Annotated in this window: 12 protein-coding genes and 1 pseudogene; 4 read left to right on the top strand and 9 right to left on the bottom strand. The window is 67.4% G+C overall.

The genetic code is table 11. The features are described from left to right. Positions 1-51: 51 nt before the first annotated feature. The 4 genes from M2437_RS20525 to M2437_RS20540 form a co-directional block, all read right to left on the bottom strand. Complete coding sequence (locus tag M2437_RS20525; RefSeq protein ID WP_190274536.1) at positions 52-195, bottom strand: hypothetical protein; 144 nt, start codon at positions 193-195, stop codon at positions 52-54. Between the two features lie 209 nt (positions 196-404). Continuing rightward, positions 405-689 (bottom strand): hypothetical protein, encoded by a 285-nt coding sequence (locus M2437_RS20530; RefSeq protein ID WP_003600741.1) that lies wholly within the window; start codon positions 687-689, stop codon positions 405-407. A gap of 126 nt (positions 690-815) precedes the next feature. Then, positions 816-1,001: a YegP family protein gene (locus M2437_RS20535; RefSeq protein ID WP_253388536.1), complete on the bottom strand. Its 186-nt coding sequence runs from the start codon at positions 999-1,001 to the stop codon at positions 816-818. Between the two features lie 174 nt (positions 1,002-1,175). After that, entirely contained in the window at positions 1,176-2,708 is a 1,533-nt protein-coding gene (locus M2437_RS20540; RefSeq protein ID WP_012253975.1) for a DEAD/DEAH box helicase, read from the bottom strand. A 672-nt stretch (positions 2,709-3,380) separates the two neighbouring features. Between M2437_RS20540 and M2437_RS20545 the strand changes: the two genes are divergently transcribed. Continuing rightward, positions 3,381-4,466, top strand: coding sequence for a calcium-binding protein (locus M2437_RS20545; RefSeq protein WP_253388537.1), 1,086 nt, complete (start codon positions 3,381-3,383; stop codon positions 4,464-4,466). Positions 4,467-4,576: 110 nt separating this feature from the next. Here the strand turns inward: M2437_RS20545 and M2437_RS20550 are convergent, their stop codons facing one another. Further along, positions 4,577-4,813, bottom strand: a complete 237-nt coding sequence (locus M2437_RS20550) for a hypothetical protein (RefSeq protein WP_012253973.1) — start codon at positions 4,811-4,813, stop codon at positions 4,577-4,579. 272 nt (positions 4,814-5,085) lie between these two features. Between M2437_RS20550 and sseA the strand changes: the two genes are divergently transcribed. The 3 genes from sseA to purH all read left to right on the top strand — a co-directional run bounded on the left by sseA (position 5,086) and on the right by purH (position 9,641). Beyond that, positions 5,086-5,934 carry a 3-mercaptopyruvate sulfurtransferase gene (gene sseA, locus M2437_RS20555; protein ID WP_253388538.1) on the top strand — a complete coding sequence of 283 codons (849 nt, stop codon included), beginning with the start codon at positions 5,086-5,088 and terminating at the stop codon, positions 5,932-5,934. Positions 5,935-6,121: 187 nt separating this feature from the next. Further along, positions 6,122-7,834 carry a heparinase II/III family protein gene (locus tag M2437_RS20560; RefSeq protein ID WP_003597386.1) on the top strand — a complete coding sequence of 571 codons (1,713 nt, stop codon included), beginning with the start codon at positions 6,122-6,124 and terminating at the stop codon, positions 7,832-7,834. A gap of 208 nt (positions 7,835-8,042) precedes the next feature. Further along, a complete protein-coding gene (gene purH / locus M2437_RS20565) occupies positions 8,043-9,641 on the top strand; it encodes a bifunctional phosphoribosylaminoimidazolecarboxamide formyltransferase/IMP cyclohydrolase (protein WP_253388539.1) in 1,599 nt (532 codons plus the stop codon). 213 nt (positions 9,642-9,854) lie between these two features. Here the strand turns inward: purH and M2437_RS20570 are convergent, their stop codons facing one another. The 4 genes and pseudogenes from M2437_RS20570 to acs all read right to left on the bottom strand — a co-directional run bounded on the left by M2437_RS20570 (position 9,855) and on the right by acs (position 16,080). After that, positions 9,855-11,591, bottom strand: coding sequence for an MFS transporter (locus tag M2437_RS20570; RefSeq protein ID WP_012253969.1), 1,737 nt, complete (start codon positions 11,589-11,591; stop codon positions 9,855-9,857). Positions 11,592-11,849: 258 nt separating this feature from the next. Next, positions 11,850-13,536: pseudogene (locus tag M2437_RS20575) on the bottom strand (cation acetate symporter). Continuing rightward, the gene (locus M2437_RS20580; protein ID WP_003597382.1) at positions 13,533-13,919 is read right to left on the bottom strand and encodes a DUF485 domain-containing protein; all 387 of its coding nucleotides are present in this window, start codon (positions 13,917-13,919) and stop codon (positions 13,533-13,535) included. Before M2437_RS20580 ends, M2437_RS20575 begins: the two are co-directional and overlap by 4 nt. A 211-nt stretch (positions 13,920-14,130) precedes the next feature. After that, positions 14,131-16,080, bottom strand: a complete 1,950-nt coding sequence (gene acs, locus M2437_RS20585; RefSeq protein WP_056152618.1) for an acetate--CoA ligase — start codon at positions 16,078-16,080, stop codon at positions 14,131-14,133. Positions 16,081-16,211: the final 131 nt, after the last annotated feature.

Below are 16,211 nucleotides of genomic sequence, written 5' to 3' on the forward strand. Positions count from 1 at the left end.
TGTCCGACAGCCAAGCACGGGCGCCGGTCCGGCGCCAGAGGCGGAACCGGGTCAGGGCATCAGGCCGAGAAGCTCCAGCCCGGCCGCGAGAAAGATCGCCGCGGCGCAGACGAACAGCTCGAGGGGGATGTCCTGCCAGGACAGGGTACGAGGCGGCGCCATCGCGCGCCGCTGCCGCGTCACGAGATCGATCATGGGACGTCCTCCGGAGCGGCCCGTCTCACGCGGACCATACTCGCTCGAACGCCATCCTATATCGCCCCGCGGGTTTTCGAAAAGCGCGGGCAGGGATCGGTCGGTCCAAGAGACGGACACGAAAAAGCCCGGAGCGGTGACACTCCGGGCTCGATTCGGAAACGATCGTCTTCAGAAGTCCGTTGGGGATCCCAAGAGATCCGTTCGGCTCAGTAGTAGAAGCGACGCGGGCCGTAGAAGCGACGCGGGCCGTAGAAACGGCGCGGGCCGTAGTACGGGCGACGGTAGAACGGGCGCGGGCCGTAGAAGCGGCGGCCGTAATGACGGCGCGGCCCCCAGCCACCGCCGTAATACTGCGCCTTCTCGATGGTCGCGGGCGCGGTCTCGGTCACGAGCGCAGCCGACGGGCCGACCGGGGCGGCCGACGCACCCTGCGGCGACACCGCGGCGAGGCCCAGGACCATCAGCGCGGCAAGGAGGAGTTTTCTGAGCAAGTGGGCATTCCCTCTTCGGCATTCGCGAACGGACACGCCGAACCCGGCGCACCGCGCGAGCGAGAACGCACGAGGCCGCGAAACGGTTTCGTCAAAAGCGCGCCCGCAGGGGCTGTGAAAAGGGGGTCAGGCGATCTTCGTCGTCATGTCGACGACGGACGCCTCGGCGCTGCCCTTCACCAGTTCGATTCCGCGCTCGCAATCCTCGCGGCGAACATAGCTCTCACCGGAATCCGCGATGACTTTGCCGTTCTGGACGCGAAGGCGCCAGCGCCACTGCCCACCCGCATCACGATAGAGTTCGTAGCGCATTCCGCCTGATCTCCTGACAGGCCGTGCTCCGAACGAGAACGGCGCGGGATGAACGCATCCCGCGCCGAAAAGATCGATGTCAGTGACCCGTTAAGACGCCGACGATCGGTTGCGTCCCCTCCCGCCCAATGATGAGGCGGGCATTCGACGCGGGATCGTCAGGCCGTCCGCGGCTCAGGTGCGCGGTGCGCGGTCGAGCCAGCCAATCGCCCGTCCGCCCTCGCCACCGGAGCGCGCGGGCCGACCGTCGCGACGGCCGTCGCTCGGACGGGCTCCTTGCGGACGCGCACCCTGCGGACGAGCCTCACCGGCCCGCTCGGGACGGCGCTGGTCCTGACGCTGACCGTCGGGACGCGGTGCGCCGGCGGCGCGCTGGTCCTGACGGTGACCCGGCTGTCCACCGGGACGCCCGCCGCGGGCTTCGTGGGCGCGCGGCTCGCCGCGTCCCTCGCCGCCCTGGCCGCGACCGCCGCCCGGACGACCCTGGCGCTGGCCCGGGCGGCCCTGCGGCTGACGCGGCGGACGGCGCGCCTCCTCGGCGGCGTTGTCCTGCGCTTCCTGGCGCGTCGGCGGCACAAAGCCCTCGGGGAACCCGCCGACGGGAATCTTCTGGCGCGTGGTGCGCTCGATGTCGCGCAGGTAAGCGCGCTCTTCGTCGTTGCAGAACGAGATCGCCTGACCTTCCGCACCCGCGCGGGCCGTACGGCCGATGCGGTGGACGTAGGATTCCGGCACGTTCGGCAGATCGTAGTTCACGACGTGGGTCACGCCGTCGACATCGATGCCGCGGGCGGCGATGTCGGTCGCCACCAGCACGCGGCAGGAACCGTCGCGGAAGGCGGCGAGCGCCCGCTCGCGCTGCGGCTGGCTCTTGTTGCCATGGATCGCCGCGCTGACGACGCTGGCCTTGTCGAGGCCGCGTACGACCCGGTCCGCACCGTGCTTCGTGCGGGTGAAGACGAGCACGCGCTCGATCTTCGGGTCACGCAGGACGTGGTTGAGCAGCGCCTGCTTGGCGCCGGTGTGACAGAAGATGACCTGCTGATCGACGCGCTCGGCGGTGGTCGCCACGGGCGTGACCGCCACTTGCACCGGGTTGCTGAGATACTGGTCGGCGAGCCCGGCGATGTTCTTCGGCATGGTGGCCGAGAAGAACAGGCTCTGGCGCTTGGCCGGCAGCATCTTCACGATGCGCTTCAGCGCGTGGATGAAGCCGAGGTCGAGCATCTGGTCGGCCTCGTCGAGGACGAGGATCTCGACGCCCTCCAGCGTCAGTGCGCGGCGATCGACGAGGTCGATGAGCCGACCCGGCGTGGCGACGAGGATGTCGACGCCCGGCGCGATCGCCCGCTCCTGGCGGGTGATGTTCACACCGCCGAAGACGACGGTGTTGGTGTAGGGCAGGTGCCGGCCATAATCCGAGAAGCTGTCGGCGATCTGGCTTGCGAGCTCGCGGGTCGGCGACAGCACGAGCACGCGGCAACCGCGGCGCGGCGCACGGCGGCTGTCGAGCGACAGGCGATGCAGGATCGGCAGGGCGAAGGCAGCGGTCTTGCCGGTGCCGGTCTGAGCGATGCCGCAGAGGTCACGGCCTTCCATCGCGGGCGGGACGGCCTGCGCCTGGATCGGCGTCGGCGTGACGTAGCCGGCCTCTTCCAGCGCGCGGAGCACGGGCTGAGCGAGGCCGAAATCGGTAAATTGGGTCAAGTCGTTACTTTCAAGGCAGCGGAACCCGCAATCCGGCGCATCAATTCGCGCGGGACGATCAAAGGCGGGTCCATCGGTCCGGGAGGCTGCCCGCGTGATGGAGCGGCCTGGGGTGCATACACGTTGAAGAGAGGGGCCGGGGCACAACCTTGGAAAAGGCGCGAACCGTCACGCAGCCCCCTCAAGCGACCCCGTTCGGTCGCTGACGCTGCAGATGCGATATGCGACGTTGCACCTGCGAAGTCAATGCGCCCGACCTCCCGATCCCTTCGATCCCGGCGCACGAGCCACGGAGCGGCCTCTTAGGGGGCGGGTGCAGATCCCGCGGTGTGAACCTGTCCAGTGAGCGGGGCCTCGGAACTGATGAGAGCGGACAGGCAAATTGACGGTTTCGCAAAACCCTTCGCAACCTGTAACGCCAAGATTTTGCACCGCAGAACGCAGCACCTCTAATATAAGCTTCGATCAATTGGTACAGTAAAGGAAGATCCCGCGCCCGATCCGCCTCAATCCGCGGGCAAGCTGTCCATTATATGAAATTATCAAACAGTAAAGTTCCGATCTTATAAATTTTATAGTTCTAAATAAAATTATTCATGCGGCAGTAACATTACAAATCTAGATGTGATGCCCGTTGGTCTGCTTGGCAACCACCAGGGCGGGAGTTTTGCAATGGCCACGATTTCGGGAACCAACGGCGACAACGTTCTCAACGGCACCCTTCAAGACGACGTGATTCTCGGTCTCCTCGGAAACGATGTCATTACGGACCCGGGCGGATTCAACCGGATCGACGGTCAGGACGGAAACGACACGATCACCGGCGGAAACAACGTCGATTACATTGCCGGCGGGCCGGGTAACGACACGATTTACGGTGGCAACGGATCCGACCAGCTGATTGGCGAGATCGGCAACGACACGATCTACGGTCAGGACGGCGATGATTACGCAGCCGGCAATCCCGGCGACGACGTCCTGTACGGCGGCCGGGGCAACGACTTTTTCGTTGGCGAGCAGGGCGCTGACCTCGTCTTCGGCGAAGAGGGCAATGACTTCGTCGCGGGCGGCGAGGACGACGACACCGTCTACGGCGGCGACGGCAACGACCTCGTCGACGGCGATCTCGGCAACGATGTCCTGTTCGGCGACGCCGGCAACGACGTCCTGTTCGGCGATTACGGCAATGATCGGATGTCGGGCGGAACGGGCACCAATACGCTCGACGGCGCCCTCGGCATCGACACGGCGGTGTTCAACTTCAATTTTGCTCAAGCTGGCGTGACGTCCGCGGGCACGTTATCGTCCATCGCCGGACAGAACTCGCTCGACACGGTCAAGAACACGGAAGTGTTCGCCTTCGCCGACCGCTCGATCCTGCAGGGTGACGGCAACCAGGCCGTGGATGACCTGTTCTACCTCAGCCAGTACGGCGACGTTTACCGGAACGGGAACGACGCCGAGCAGCACTTCAGCGATTACGGCTGGAAGGAAGGCCGCAACCCGAACGCCTTCTTCGACACGAAGGGGTATCTGGCTGCCTACGCCGATGTGGCGGCGGCCGGCATCAATCCTCCCGAACGCTACCTCACCTACGGGTGGAAGGAAGGCCGCGATCCCTCGGCCCAGTTCGACACCAAGCAGTACCTCGCAGCCGACGGCGATGTCGCGGCGGCCGGACTCAATCCTCTGCTTCACTACCTCGAATACGGCGCCGTCGAGGGCCGCGCGACGTTCAACGACGGCACCTTCGCCTGATCTCGGCATCAAGGCCGGAACATCGACCAGGCAATCGATGCGGCCCCGCGGGCGACAAGCCCGCGGGGCCGCCCTGCATCAGGCTCGCGGCCGCGCCGCCGAGCGGTCGGTCAGCCCTCGTCGAACCGGCTCATCCGGAAGACCTCGATCCCCGCCCCGTCGATCACCCGCACCGCCTCTGCCGCCGTGCGGGAGCGCTGCGGCACGCGGGCACGGGCGAACAGGCGGCGTGCCCGCTCCTCCGCCCCCTCAAGGCTGTCCATCCGGACGGAAATGCGCTGCTGCACGCCTCCCGGCGCGCCGGCCTCCTCGGGGCCGAGCACTTCGATGTGGTAGGTCTCACGCACGTCGCTTCCGCATCCTCAGATCTGTCATGTCGTGCCCGACGGATCCCGACCGGTCGGCTTTCGCAGGGGCCGCCGACGAACAATCCCGACCATCGCGGGGCCGGTCCCGATCGGCACTTACCCGAACATCGGTTCGCTGACAGTCCGGCGAAAGGGTCACAGCCCCCGCCGACCCGGTGACGCGGAGGCTTTCCGATCCTTGGACTTGCCGAAACCCCGCCGATGCCGGATGTGGTGTCTTCCCCGCGAAGACCCGCGCAGCGAGGACATTCATGACCACATCGCCCTTCGTCACGGTGGAATGGCTGCATCAGCGCCTGAACGCGCCGGACGTCGTCGTGCTCGATGCCTCGTGGTACCTGCCGGCGCAGGGGCGCGACGCCGCGGCGGAGTATCAGGCGGCCCACATCCCCGGTGCGATCCGTTTCGATCTGGACGCGATGAGCGACACCGAATCCGCCCTCCCCCACATGCTGCCGCGGCCCGAGGTGTTCTCCTCGAAGATGCGCGCGCTCGGGGTCGGCGACGGGGCGCAGGTCGTGGTCTACGATGGGATGGGGCTGTTCTCGGCGCCGCGGGTTCGCTGGATGCTCCAGACCTTCGGCATGCGCGAGGTCAAGATTCTGGAGGGCGGCATGCCCGCTTGGGTCGCGGCGGGCTACCCGACCGAGGACGGCGAGGGCCGCCCGCGCGACCGGCGCCATTTCACGGCGCGGCTCAACAACGGCGCCGTGGCGGATGCGGGCGACATCGCCCGCGCCCTGGCCGGCGGCACGACGCAGGTGGTCGATGCCCGCTCCGGCCCGCGCTTCCGCGGCGAGGAAGCGGAGCCCCGCCCCGGCGTGCGCCCCGGCCACATGCCCGGCGCCAAGAACCTGCACTACGCCGCCCTTCAGGCGAACGGCCGCCTGCGGGACGAGGCCTCGCTGCGCGCCGCGATCGCGGAGGCCGGCGTCGATCTCGACCGCCCCGTCGTCACAACCTGCGGCTCGGGCGTGACCGCGGCCATCGTCGCGCTGGCACTCGAGACGTTGGGCAAGGAGCCGCGGGCACTCTATGACGGCTCGTGGTCGGAATGGGGAGCCGATCCCGCCCGCCCGGTCGAAACCGGCCCCGCCTGAGCGGCGAAGCGCCGCCGCGTCGGGCCGGTGCATTCCGGGGATGCCGGCCCCGGCGAGGACGACACAGCGTTAAAGGGCGGTTAAGAGGACGGGCATAAGCTTGGCCGAAGCCGGCTGCCGGGTGCCCCATCGGGCGGCTCCGGGCGGCAACCCGTACGGCCCGTCTCGAAGGCTCGGAGGATACGGCTTGGGCAGGGGCCCCGAACGCTTGCAGCTCTACCGCCTGCTCGGTCACGAGATCGTCCGCGCGGTTCGCGAACGGACGGCACAGCTCACGGCGCGGCCCGAGATCCTCACCCGCGCGCGGGTGACCGGCCTCGTGATCGCGCCGCACGACCTGCGGACCAGCGACGCCTCGCTCGCCGACGACATCTATTCCGGCCTTTTCGTCTTCGCCGGCCGCTCGCTGGTGGTGAGCGGACGCTCGCCCTTCGACTACGATCCCCCCTCCCCCGAATGGGCGGACGCGCTCTACGGCTTCGGTTGGCTGCGCCACCTGCGCGCCGCCGACACGGCTTTGGCCCGGGCCAATGCCCGCGCCTTCGTCTCGGACTTCATGAGCGGACGCGGCGAGGCGGCCCGCGCCAGCCCGGTGCCGGTCGCCTCACGCCGGCTGATCTCGTTCCTGTGCCAGTCGCCGCTCGTGCTGGAGGGCGCCGACCACGCCTTCTATCAGGCCTTCCTCAAAGCCGTCGGCAAGGGCGCGCGGGAACTGGAGCGCTCGTTGCGGCGCTCGTCACCGCCGCAATCGCGCCTGCTGGCGGCGGTCGCGCTGACCTATGCCGGGCTGTGCTGCGAGGGCATCGAGCCGATCCTGCGCCGGGCCACCCGCATCCTCGTGCGCGAACTCGAAGCGCAGATCCTGCCGGATGGCGGCCACCGATCCCGCGATCCGCGCTTTGCCATGGAGCTGCTGCTCGATCTGCTGCCCCTGCGCCAGAGCTTCCTCAGCCGCAGCGTCGATCCGCCGGAAGCGCTCCTGCGCGCCGTCGACCGGATGCTGCCGGCGCTGCGGCTCCTGCGGCACGGCGATGCCTCGCTCAGCCACTTCAACGGGATGGGTGTGACGGCGGCCGACCATCTCGCCACGCTGCTGGTCTATGACGGGGCCGGCACCGAGCCGCTGATGTACGCGTCCCATTCCGGTTACGCCCGGCTCGAACTGGGGCGGGTCGTGCTCGTCTGCGATGTCGGCGCGCCGCCGCCGATGGACCAGTCGCGTGAGGCTGCCGCCGGCTGCCTCTCCTTCGAACTCACGAGCGGGGCGCAGCGCATCGTCGTCAATTGCGGCAGTCCCGCGAGCGGCGGCGAGCTGCGCCGGGCGGCGCGGAGCACCGCCGCCCACTCGACGGCGACGGTCGCCGACACCTCTTCCTGCCGCTTCCTCGACGAACCGGAGGATTGGTGGATCAGCCGGATCGCCGCCCGGTGGCTGCTCTACCGCCGCGGCCCCGTGGTCCTGCGCGGCCCCGGTCCGGTCGCGGTCGAGCGGCGCACAGAGAACGGGGCCGCGGTCCTGGCCGCGCGCCATGACGGCTACGTCACCGAATTCGGCATCCTGCACGAGCGCCGCTGGCGTCTCTCCGACAGCCCCGTGCGGCTGGCGGGCGAGGACGCGTTCCGGCGCGACAGCAAGCGCCCGCGCTCGCGGCCCCAGCCGGTGGCGGTGCGCTTCCATCTCCACACCGCCGTCGCGACGCAGCCTCAGGACGATGGCAGCGTGATGCTGGGACTGCCGACGGGCGAGCGCTGGCGTTTCACGGTGGAGGGTGCGACGGCGGCGATCGAGGAGAGCGTTTATTTCGCGGGCGTCGTCGGAGCGCGGCGGACCGCGCAGATCGTCCTGCACCTGACGGTGGACGAGGACGCGCTGGTGCGCTGGCAGATCGAGCAGGTCTGACCTCCATTGCGGCGCGGCGGGCCTCCGCCGGGTGCACGGGAGCCCCCCGATGACGGCCTCGGTGCCACTCGGTAGGACGCGGCTCTTAAGTGTAGCGCTTGAAACACCCGCCTCTGTAGGCGGACATCGTCCGCTTCAACTGGCCGCACCGACTGGTTCCGTGCTACCGCGCGCGCAAATTCCCTCACTGACGACACAGGCGATCCCCATGCCGCGCGACCAGATCCGGGTCACCCGCGCCCTCCTTTCCGTTTCGGACAAGACCGGGCTCACGGACTTCGCTGCGGCGCTGAGCCAGCGCGGCGTCGAACTGGTCTCGACCGGCGGCACCCACCGCGCGTTGACCGAAGCGGGTCTCGCCGTCCGGGAAGTCTCCGAGCTGACGCGCTTCCCCGAGATGATGGACGGCCGGGTGAAGACCTTGCATCCGGCGGTCCATGGCGGCCTGCTCGCGGTGCGCGACAACCCCGAGCATCAGGCGGCTTTGGCCGCCCACGGCATCGGCGCGATCGACCTGCTCGTGGTCAACCTCTACCCGTTCGAGGAAACGCTGAAGGCCGGCAAGGCCTATGACGACTGCGTCGAGAACATCGATGTCGGCGGCCCGGCGATGATCCGCGCGGCGGCCAAGAACCATGCCGACGTCGCCGTGGTGGTGGATGTTTCGGATTACGGCGCCATCCTCGCCGAACTCGCGGAGCATGACGGCAATCTCACCGCCACGACCCGCCGCAGGCTGGCGCAGAAGTCGTTTTCGCGCACCGCATCCTACGACGCGGCGATCGCCAACTGGCTCGCCGAGGTCGAGGGACGTGACAAGGCCCCGACCTTCAAGGCACTCGGCGGAACGCTCGCCCAGAGCCTGCGCTACGGCGAGAACCCGCACCAGTCGGCCGCCTTCTACCGCCTGCCCGGCACCCTGCGCCCCGGCATCGCCACCGCCCGGCAGGTCCAGGGTAAGGAACTGTCCTACAACAACCTCAACGACACGGACGCGGCCTACGAATGCGTCGCCGAGTTCGACCCCACCCGCACGGCGGCGGTGGCAATCATCAAGCACGCCAACCCCTGCGGCGTGGCCGAGGGGCCGGATCTGCTGGCGGCCTATGAGCAGGCGCTGGCCTGCGACCCGACCTCGGCCTTCGGCGGCATCGTCGCCCTGAACCGGCCTCTCGACGCCGAGGCCGCGAGAAAGATCGTCGAGATCTTCACCGAGGTCATCATCGCCCCCGACGCCTCCGAGGAGGCGCTCGCTATCGTCGGCGCCAAGAAGAACCTGCGGCTTCTGCTCGCCGGCGGCCTCGCCGATCCGCGGGCGAAGGGCGAGGTCATCCGCACCGTGGCGGGCGGCTTCCTGGTCCAGGGCCGGGATGCGCTCAGCGTGGACGACATGGACCTGAAGGTCGTGACCAAGCGCGCCCCGAGCGAGGCGGAACTCGCCGACATGCGCTTTGCCTATCGGGTGGCCAAGCACGTGAAGTCGAACGCGATCGTCTACGCCAAGGGCGGCGCCACGGTCGGCATCGGCGCAGGCCAGATGTCGCGGGTGGATTCCTCGATCACCGCCGCGCGCAAGGCGGCGGAAGCGGCGCAGCGCCTCGGCCTGTCCGAGAGCCTCGCCAAGGGTTCGGCCGTGGCCTCCGACGCCTTCTTCCCCTTCGCCGACGGCCTGCTCGCCGCCGCCGAGGCCGGTGCCACCGCCGTGATCCAGCCCGGCGGCTCGATGCGCGACGACGAGGTGATCCGGGCCGCCGACGAGGCCGGGCTCGCCATGGTGTTCACCGGCGTGCGCCACTTCCGGCACTAGAGCCGTATCCGACCTGATCGCATCAGGCCGCCGTCTTTCAATTCGTGTTTTGACGCGCTTTCCCAAGCCGAACCGACATCCACTTCGTCGGAAAGCGCTTTAAGGCGGCGCACTCGGCACATCCCTTGACGGAAGCCGGGGCCGCTTCCGGAATGAAAAAGGCCCCGCCTCTCGGCGGGGCCTTTTCCGTATGTCCGGTCGGCTCCGAAACCGTCAGGACAGGATGTCCCGGTCCTTGGTCTCGGGGATGAAGATCAGGCCGATCACGAAGGTGAAGAGCGCGATCACGATCGGGTACCAGAGGCCGAAATAGATGTCGCCGGTCTGGGCCACCATCGCGAAGGCGGTGGCGGGTAGAAGGCCGCCGAACCAGCCGTTACCGATGTGGTAGGGCAGCGACATCGAGGTGTAGCGGATCCGGGTCGGGAACAGCTCCACCAGAGCGGCGGCGATCGGGCCGTAGACCATCGTCACGTAGAGGACGAGGATCGTCAGGATGCCGACGACCGCGAGCTTCTGACCCGTGAAGATGTCGATCGGGTTCGAGGCCTTGATCACGGTCGGATTGGCTGACGCGGACGGGTAACCCGCCTCGGTCAGCGCCGCCGGCACCGCCTTGGCGAAGTTTGGATCGGCGACGGGGAAGTCCTTACCCTTGATGCTGACCACGGTCGGCGTACCGGCCGGCTGGTTCTCGGTGGTGTAGTTCACGGCGGAGCGGGCGAGCAGCGCCTTGGCGACGTCGCACTCCTTGGTGAACTTGGCGGTACCGACCGGATTGAACTGGAACGAGCAATCGTCCTTGTTCGTCTTCACCACCACCGGCACGTTCGCCTGGGCCGCGTGCAGGGCCGGGTTGGCCTGGGCGGTCAGCATGTTGAACAGCGGGAAGTAGGTGAGCGCCGCAATCAGGCAGCCGCCGAGGATGATCGGCTTGCGGCCGATCCGGTCCGACAGGCTGCCGAAGAACAGGAAGCCGCCGGTGGCCAGAATCAGCGACCAAGCGATCATGATGTTGGCCGTGAACTGATCGACCTTCAGGATACTCTGAAGGAAGAACAGCGCGTAGAACTGGCCGGTGTACCAGACCACGGCCTGACCGGCGGTGAGGCCGAGCAGGGCCAGCAGCGCCCACTTGGCGTTCTTCCACTGACCGAAGGCTTCCGAGAGCGGCGCCTTGGAGTGGGTGCCCTCCTCCTTCATCTTCTTGAAGGCCGGGCTCTCCTGCATCTGCAGGCGGATCCAGACCGAGATGGCGAGCAGCACCACCGAGACGAGGAACGGAATGCGCCAGCCCCAGACCTGGAAGGCCGTCAGCGTGGTCGTGGTCCCGTCCGCGTTGGTCACCGTGGTCGCCGGATAGGCGCTGTTCACGTAGCCTTGCGTCGAGAGGATGATGATCAGCGAGAGCAGCAGGCCGAGCGTCGCGGTGGTCTGGATGAAGGCGGTGTAGAAGCCGCGCCGTCCCGCCGGAGCGTGTTCGGCCACGTAGACCGCCGCGCCACCGTACTCGCCGCCGAGCGCGAGACCCTGGAGCATGCGCAGCGCCAGCAGCGTCACCGGCGCAATCCAGCCGACATTGTAGGCCGCGAGGGTCGTATAGGAGGGCAGAAGGCCGACCGCGAAGGTCGAGATGCCCATGATCAGGATGGTGACGAGGAAGGTGTACTTACGACCGACCATGTCGCCGAGCCGGCCGAACACCAGTGCGCCGAACGGGCGCACAAGGAAGCCTGCGGCGAAGGCCAACAATGCGAAGATGTTGCGGGTCGCCTCCGGGTATGCGGAGAAGAACTGCGCGCCGATGATCGCGGCGAGCGAGCCGTATAGATAGAAATCGTACCACTCGAAAACGGTCCCGAGCGAGGAGGCCATGATGACCTTCTTCTCACCCGCAGTCATCGGCCTGACTGCGTCCCCGGACCGCGGTATTGCGGTTGCCCCAGCCATCTCTGTCGTTCCTCCAGGTCACACGTGCAGGTCACACGCGCGCGGGCGTCCGGTTCGCCGGCTTCAACCCGCTCCATGCGCTCGGCGCATGCACACGCATGTGTTACCGCATGCCTTGAAGCTGCCCAATAGGTAAATCGCGGTGCAGGCTGCGTAGTTGACAGAATTCGGGCGGCGGTAACGGGCGAAGACTTGGCGGACGCAAAAAGGGCGCAGCCTCATCGGCTGCGCCCTCTACGGTTGGCCTATGCCCGAGGCTCAGTGCGCGTGGGCGCCCGAGGCTCCGATGCCGGTCTCCGAACGCACGAACTGGGCGTCGAACGCGGCCCGCTCGCGGTCGGCTCGACGGGTCCTGTCGATCTTCGAGACCGCCCAGATCGTCACGAAGGCCAGCGGCATCGAGAACAGGGCTGGGTTCGCGTAGGGGAACAGGGCCGCCGGATGACCGAAGGTCTTCACCCAGACCGCATCGGACAGGACCACCATGACCACCGCCGCCAGGAGTCCGACGAGGCCGCCGATGAGCGCACCCCAGGTCGTGGTGCCGCGCCAGAGGATCGACATGGCCAGGACGGGAAAGTTGCAGCTCGCCGCCACGGAGAAGGCGAGCCCGACCATGAAGGCGACGTTCTGGTTCTCGAACACGTAGCCGAGATAGATCGCCACGATGCCGATGCCGACGGCGGAGGCCTTGGAGAGGTTCACCTCCGCCCGCTCCGTGGTCCGCCCGCGGGCGAAGACCTGCGCGTAGAGGTCGTGGCTGATCGCCGAGGCGCCGGCGAGCGTCAGGCCCGCCACCACCGCGAGGATCGTCGCGAAGGCCACCGCCGAGATGAACCCGAGGAAGTACGGCCCACCCACCGCGTTGGCGAGGTTCACGGCCACCATGTTGGTGCCGCCGACCATGTCCTTGATCTTGTCGTAGGTCGTGCCGTCCGCGCCGAGCTTGAAGTAGCTCGGGTCGGACATCAGCAGGGCGATGCCGCCGAAGCCGATGATGAAGGTGAGGATGTAGAAGTAGCCGATCAGGCCGGTGGCGTAGAACACCGACTTACGCGCGGCCTGGGCGTCCGACACCGTGAAGAAGCGCATCAGGATGTGCGGCAGGCCCGCGGTGCCGAACATCAGGCCGACGCCGAGCGAGAGCGAGTCGATCGGGTTCGAGACGAGGCCGCCGGGCGCCATGATGGCGTCGCCCTTCGGATGGGTTTGCACGGCGGTCGCGAACAGCTTTTTCCGGGCTGAAGCCGTACTTGTAGAGCACGGCGCCGGCCATGAAGGTCGCGCCGCCGAGCAGCAGGCAGGCCTTGATGACCTGCACCCAGGTCGTCGCCTTCATGCCGCCGAAGGCGACGTAGATGATCATCAGCGCGCCGACGATCACCACCGCGTAGAGGTAGGGCAGGCCGAACAGGAGCTGGATCAGCTTCCCCGCGCCGACCATCTGCGCGATCAGGTAGAACGCCACCACGACAAGGGTGCCGGTCGCCGAGATGATGCGGATCGAGGTCTGGTCGAGGCGGAAGCTCGCCACGTCGGCGAAGGTGAACTTGCCGAGGTTGCGCAGACGCTCGGCGATCAGGAACAGCACGATCGGCCAGCCGACGAGGAAGCCCGTCGAGTAGATCAGGCCGTCAAAGCCCGAGGAATAGACGAGCCCCGAGATACCGAGGAAGGATGCCGCCGACATGTAGTCGCCGGCGATCGCCAGGGCGTTCGTGCGCGCCGAGATGCCGCCACCGGCCGCGTAGAAGTCGGCCGCCGACTTCGAACCCTTCGCCGCCCGGTAGGTGATGCCGAGGGTGAACAGGACGAAGAACAAGAACATTAAGATCGCAGGCCAGTTCGTGGCCTGCTGCTGCACGGCGCCGAGATCCGGCCCAGCTGCGAGCGCCGGGGTCGCGCCGAGAAGGGCGGCGCCGAGAAGGGGGACGAGGCGGATCATTTGGCAAGGCTCCGGATGAGGTCGGCCGAGAGCCGGTCGTAGCGGGTGTTGGCGCGGGCGACGTAGATCCCCGTCAGCACGAAGGCGAAGACGATGACGAACATGCCCATGTAGAAGCCGAGCGAGCCCGTGCCGCCGACCTTGGTGGCGAGCAGCGCCTTGTCGAAGGCGATGAGGCCGATGAAGCCGAAATAGACGAACAGCATCAGGCCGGTGAGGATCCAGCCGAAGCGTGTGCGTTCGTGCACCAAGGTCTTGAAGGTCGGGTGCTCGGCGATGCGGTCGAGCCGGTGATCGGGCTCGGGCATGTCGAGGGCTCCTGCCCCATGGAGCGAGCGGGCGTCCGACGTCGCGGATGGTCCCACCGTCTGGATGGTGCTCATGAATCTCCTCCGGCGCGATCGTGGCCCCGCGCGGCGAGGGCCGGGATCGGCTGCTTAATCTTTAAGGACGACAATCAGGGCGCTGGCGCTCGCCCCGTCAGGACCCGCGACCGGCGCGTCGGAAGCGGACGCCCGGCACGCCGGTTTCCGGCAAAAGTCGTTGTGTGAAACGGCTCCGGCCGCGCGAGACGGCCGGAGCGGTCGGCACCGCTCAGGCCGAGCGGTTCTGGCGGTTCTCGATCAGGTCATCGACCACGGCCGGCTCGGCCAGGGTCGAGGTGTCGCCGAGCGAGCCGAAATCGTCCTCGGCGATCTTGCGCAGGATGCGGCGCATGATCTTGCCGGAGCGGGTCTTCGGCAGCCCCGGCGCGAACTGGAGCAGATCGGGCGAGGCGATCGGGCCGATATCCTTGCGGACCCAGGTGACCAGCTCCTTGCGCAGTTCATCCGTGCCCTCCTCACCCTCGTTGAGGGTGACGTAGGCGTAGATGCCCTGGCCCTTCACGTTGTGCGGATAGCCGACGACCGCCGCTTCCGAGACCTTCGGATGGGCGACGAGGGAGGATTCGACCTCCGCCGTACCCATGCGGTGTCCGGAGACGTTGATGACGTCGTCCACGCGGCCGGTGATCCAGTAATAGCCGTCCGCGTCGCGCCGGGCTCCGTCGCCGGTGAAGTAGAGATCCTTATAGGTCGAGAAGTAGGTCTGCTCGAAGCGCTCGTGGTCGCCGTAGACCGTGCGCATCTGGCCCGGCCAACTGTCCTTGATGCAGAGGTTGCCCTCGCAGGCGCCGTCCAGGATCTTCCCCTCGGCATCGACCATCACCGGCTGCACGCCGAAGAACGGAAGCGTGGCGGAGCCGGGCTTCAGCCGCGTCGCCCCCGGCAGCGGGGTGATGAGGATGCCGCCGGTCTCGGTCTGCCACCACGTGTCGACGATCGGGCAGCGGGAATCGCCGACGACGCGGTAGTACCAGTCCCAGGCCTCCGGGTTGATCGGCTCGCCGACCGAACCCAGCACCCGCAGGGATTGGCGCGAAGTCTTCTTCACCGGGCCCTCACCGCCGCCCATGAGCGAGCGGATCGCGGTCGGCGCGGTGTAGAAGATGTTGACCTTGTGCTTGTCGATCACCTCCCAGAAGCGGGAATTCGACGGATAGGTGGGGATGCCCTCGAACATCAGCGTGGTCGCGCCGTTCGCGAGCGGACCGTAGACGATGTAGCTGTGCCCGGTGACCCAGCCCACATCGGCCGTGCACCAGTAGACGTCGCCTTCGTGGTAATCGAAGACGTATTGGTGGGTCATCGAAGCGTAGACGAGGTAGCCGCCGGTGGTGTGCACCACGCCCTTCGGCTGGCCGGTCGAGCCCGACGTGTAGAGGATGAAGAGCGGGTGCTCGGCCTCGACGGCCTCCGCCGGGCATTCGTCGGTCACCTGTTCGGCGGCCTCGTGGTAATAGACGTCGCGGCCCGGCTCCATCGCCACGTTGCCGCCGGTTCGCTTGACCACGATCACGTGGTCCACGAGATCCTTGTCGAGGCGCTTGATCGCCTCGTCCACGTTGGCCTTGAGCGGCACCTTGCGCCCGCCGCGCAGGCCCTCGTCGGCCGTGATGACGAGTTTCGAGCCACAGCCCTTGATCCGGCTCGCCAGCGAGTCGGGCGAGAAGCCACCGAAGACGATGGCGTGGATGGCGCCGAGACGCGCGCAGGCCAGCATCGCGTAGGCAGCCTCGGGGATCATCGGAAGGTAAAGCGTGACGCGGTCACCCTTGCCGACGCCGCGATTGCGCAAAACGTTGGCCATCCGGCACACTTCGGCGTGCAACTGCCGGTAGGTGATGTGCTTCGACTCGTTGGGGTCGTCGCCCTCCCAGATGATCGCGGTCTGGTCGCCGCGGGTCGCGAGATGGCGGTCAATGCAGTTTAGCGCGACGTTGGTCTTGCCGTCCTCGAACCATCTGATCGATACGTCACCCGGTGCAAAGCTCGTATTCTTGACTTTGCTGAACGGCGTCGACCAGTCGATCCGCTTGCCATGCTCGCCCCAGAACGTCTCAGGATCAGAAACGGAGGCCTCGTACATCTCCTTGTACTTGGCTTCGTCGATCAGAGCCCGGTCCCGCCAGGCATCTTGAACGTCGATGACCTTCTCGCTCATTTGGTTTCTTCCCTGCCGGTGCCCGATCGTATCGCGAAGGTCCGCGCAGCCGGGGCTTCCTCAGAACTCTTAAGCGCACATGAATACACCCGGCAAGCACCAAAAAGTCGAGGTCGGCAGTTTTGCGCAAT

This window comes from Methylorubrum pseudosasae, from assembly GCF_029504475.1.
GTDB lineage: Bacteria > Pseudomonadota > Alphaproteobacteria > Rhizobiales > Beijerinckiaceae > Methylobacterium > Methylobacterium extorquens.

Coding starts and splice junctions, on each gene's coding strand:
- M2437_RS20525 (WP_190274536.1), bottom strand. CDS start 195: ATGATCGATCTCGTGACGCGGCAGCGGCGCGCGATGGCGCCGCCTCGT.
- M2437_RS20535 (WP_253388536.1), bottom strand. CDS start 1,001: ATGCGCTACGAACTCTATCGTGATGCGGGTGGGCAGTGGCGCTGGCGC.
- M2437_RS20545 (WP_253388537.1), top strand. CDS start 3,381: ATGGCCACGATTTCGGGAACCAACGGCGACAACGTTCTCAACGGCACC.
- sseA (WP_253388538.1), top strand. CDS start 5,086: ATGACCACATCGCCCTTCGTCACGGTGGAATGGCTGCATCAGCGCCTG.
- purH (WP_253388539.1), top strand. CDS start 8,043: ATGCCGCGCGACCAGATCCGGGTCACCCGCGCCCTCCTTTCCGTTTCG.
- M2437_RS20570 (WP_012253969.1), bottom strand. CDS start 11,591: ATGGCTGGGGCAACCGCAATACCGCGGTCCGGGGACGCAGTCAGGCCG.
- M2437_RS20580 (WP_003597382.1), bottom strand. CDS start 13,919: ATGAGCACCATCCAGACGGTGGGACCATCCGCGACGTCGGACGCCCGC.
- acs (WP_056152618.1), bottom strand. CDS start 16,080: ATGAGCGAGAAGGTCATCGACGTTCAAGATGCCTGGCGGGACCGGGCT.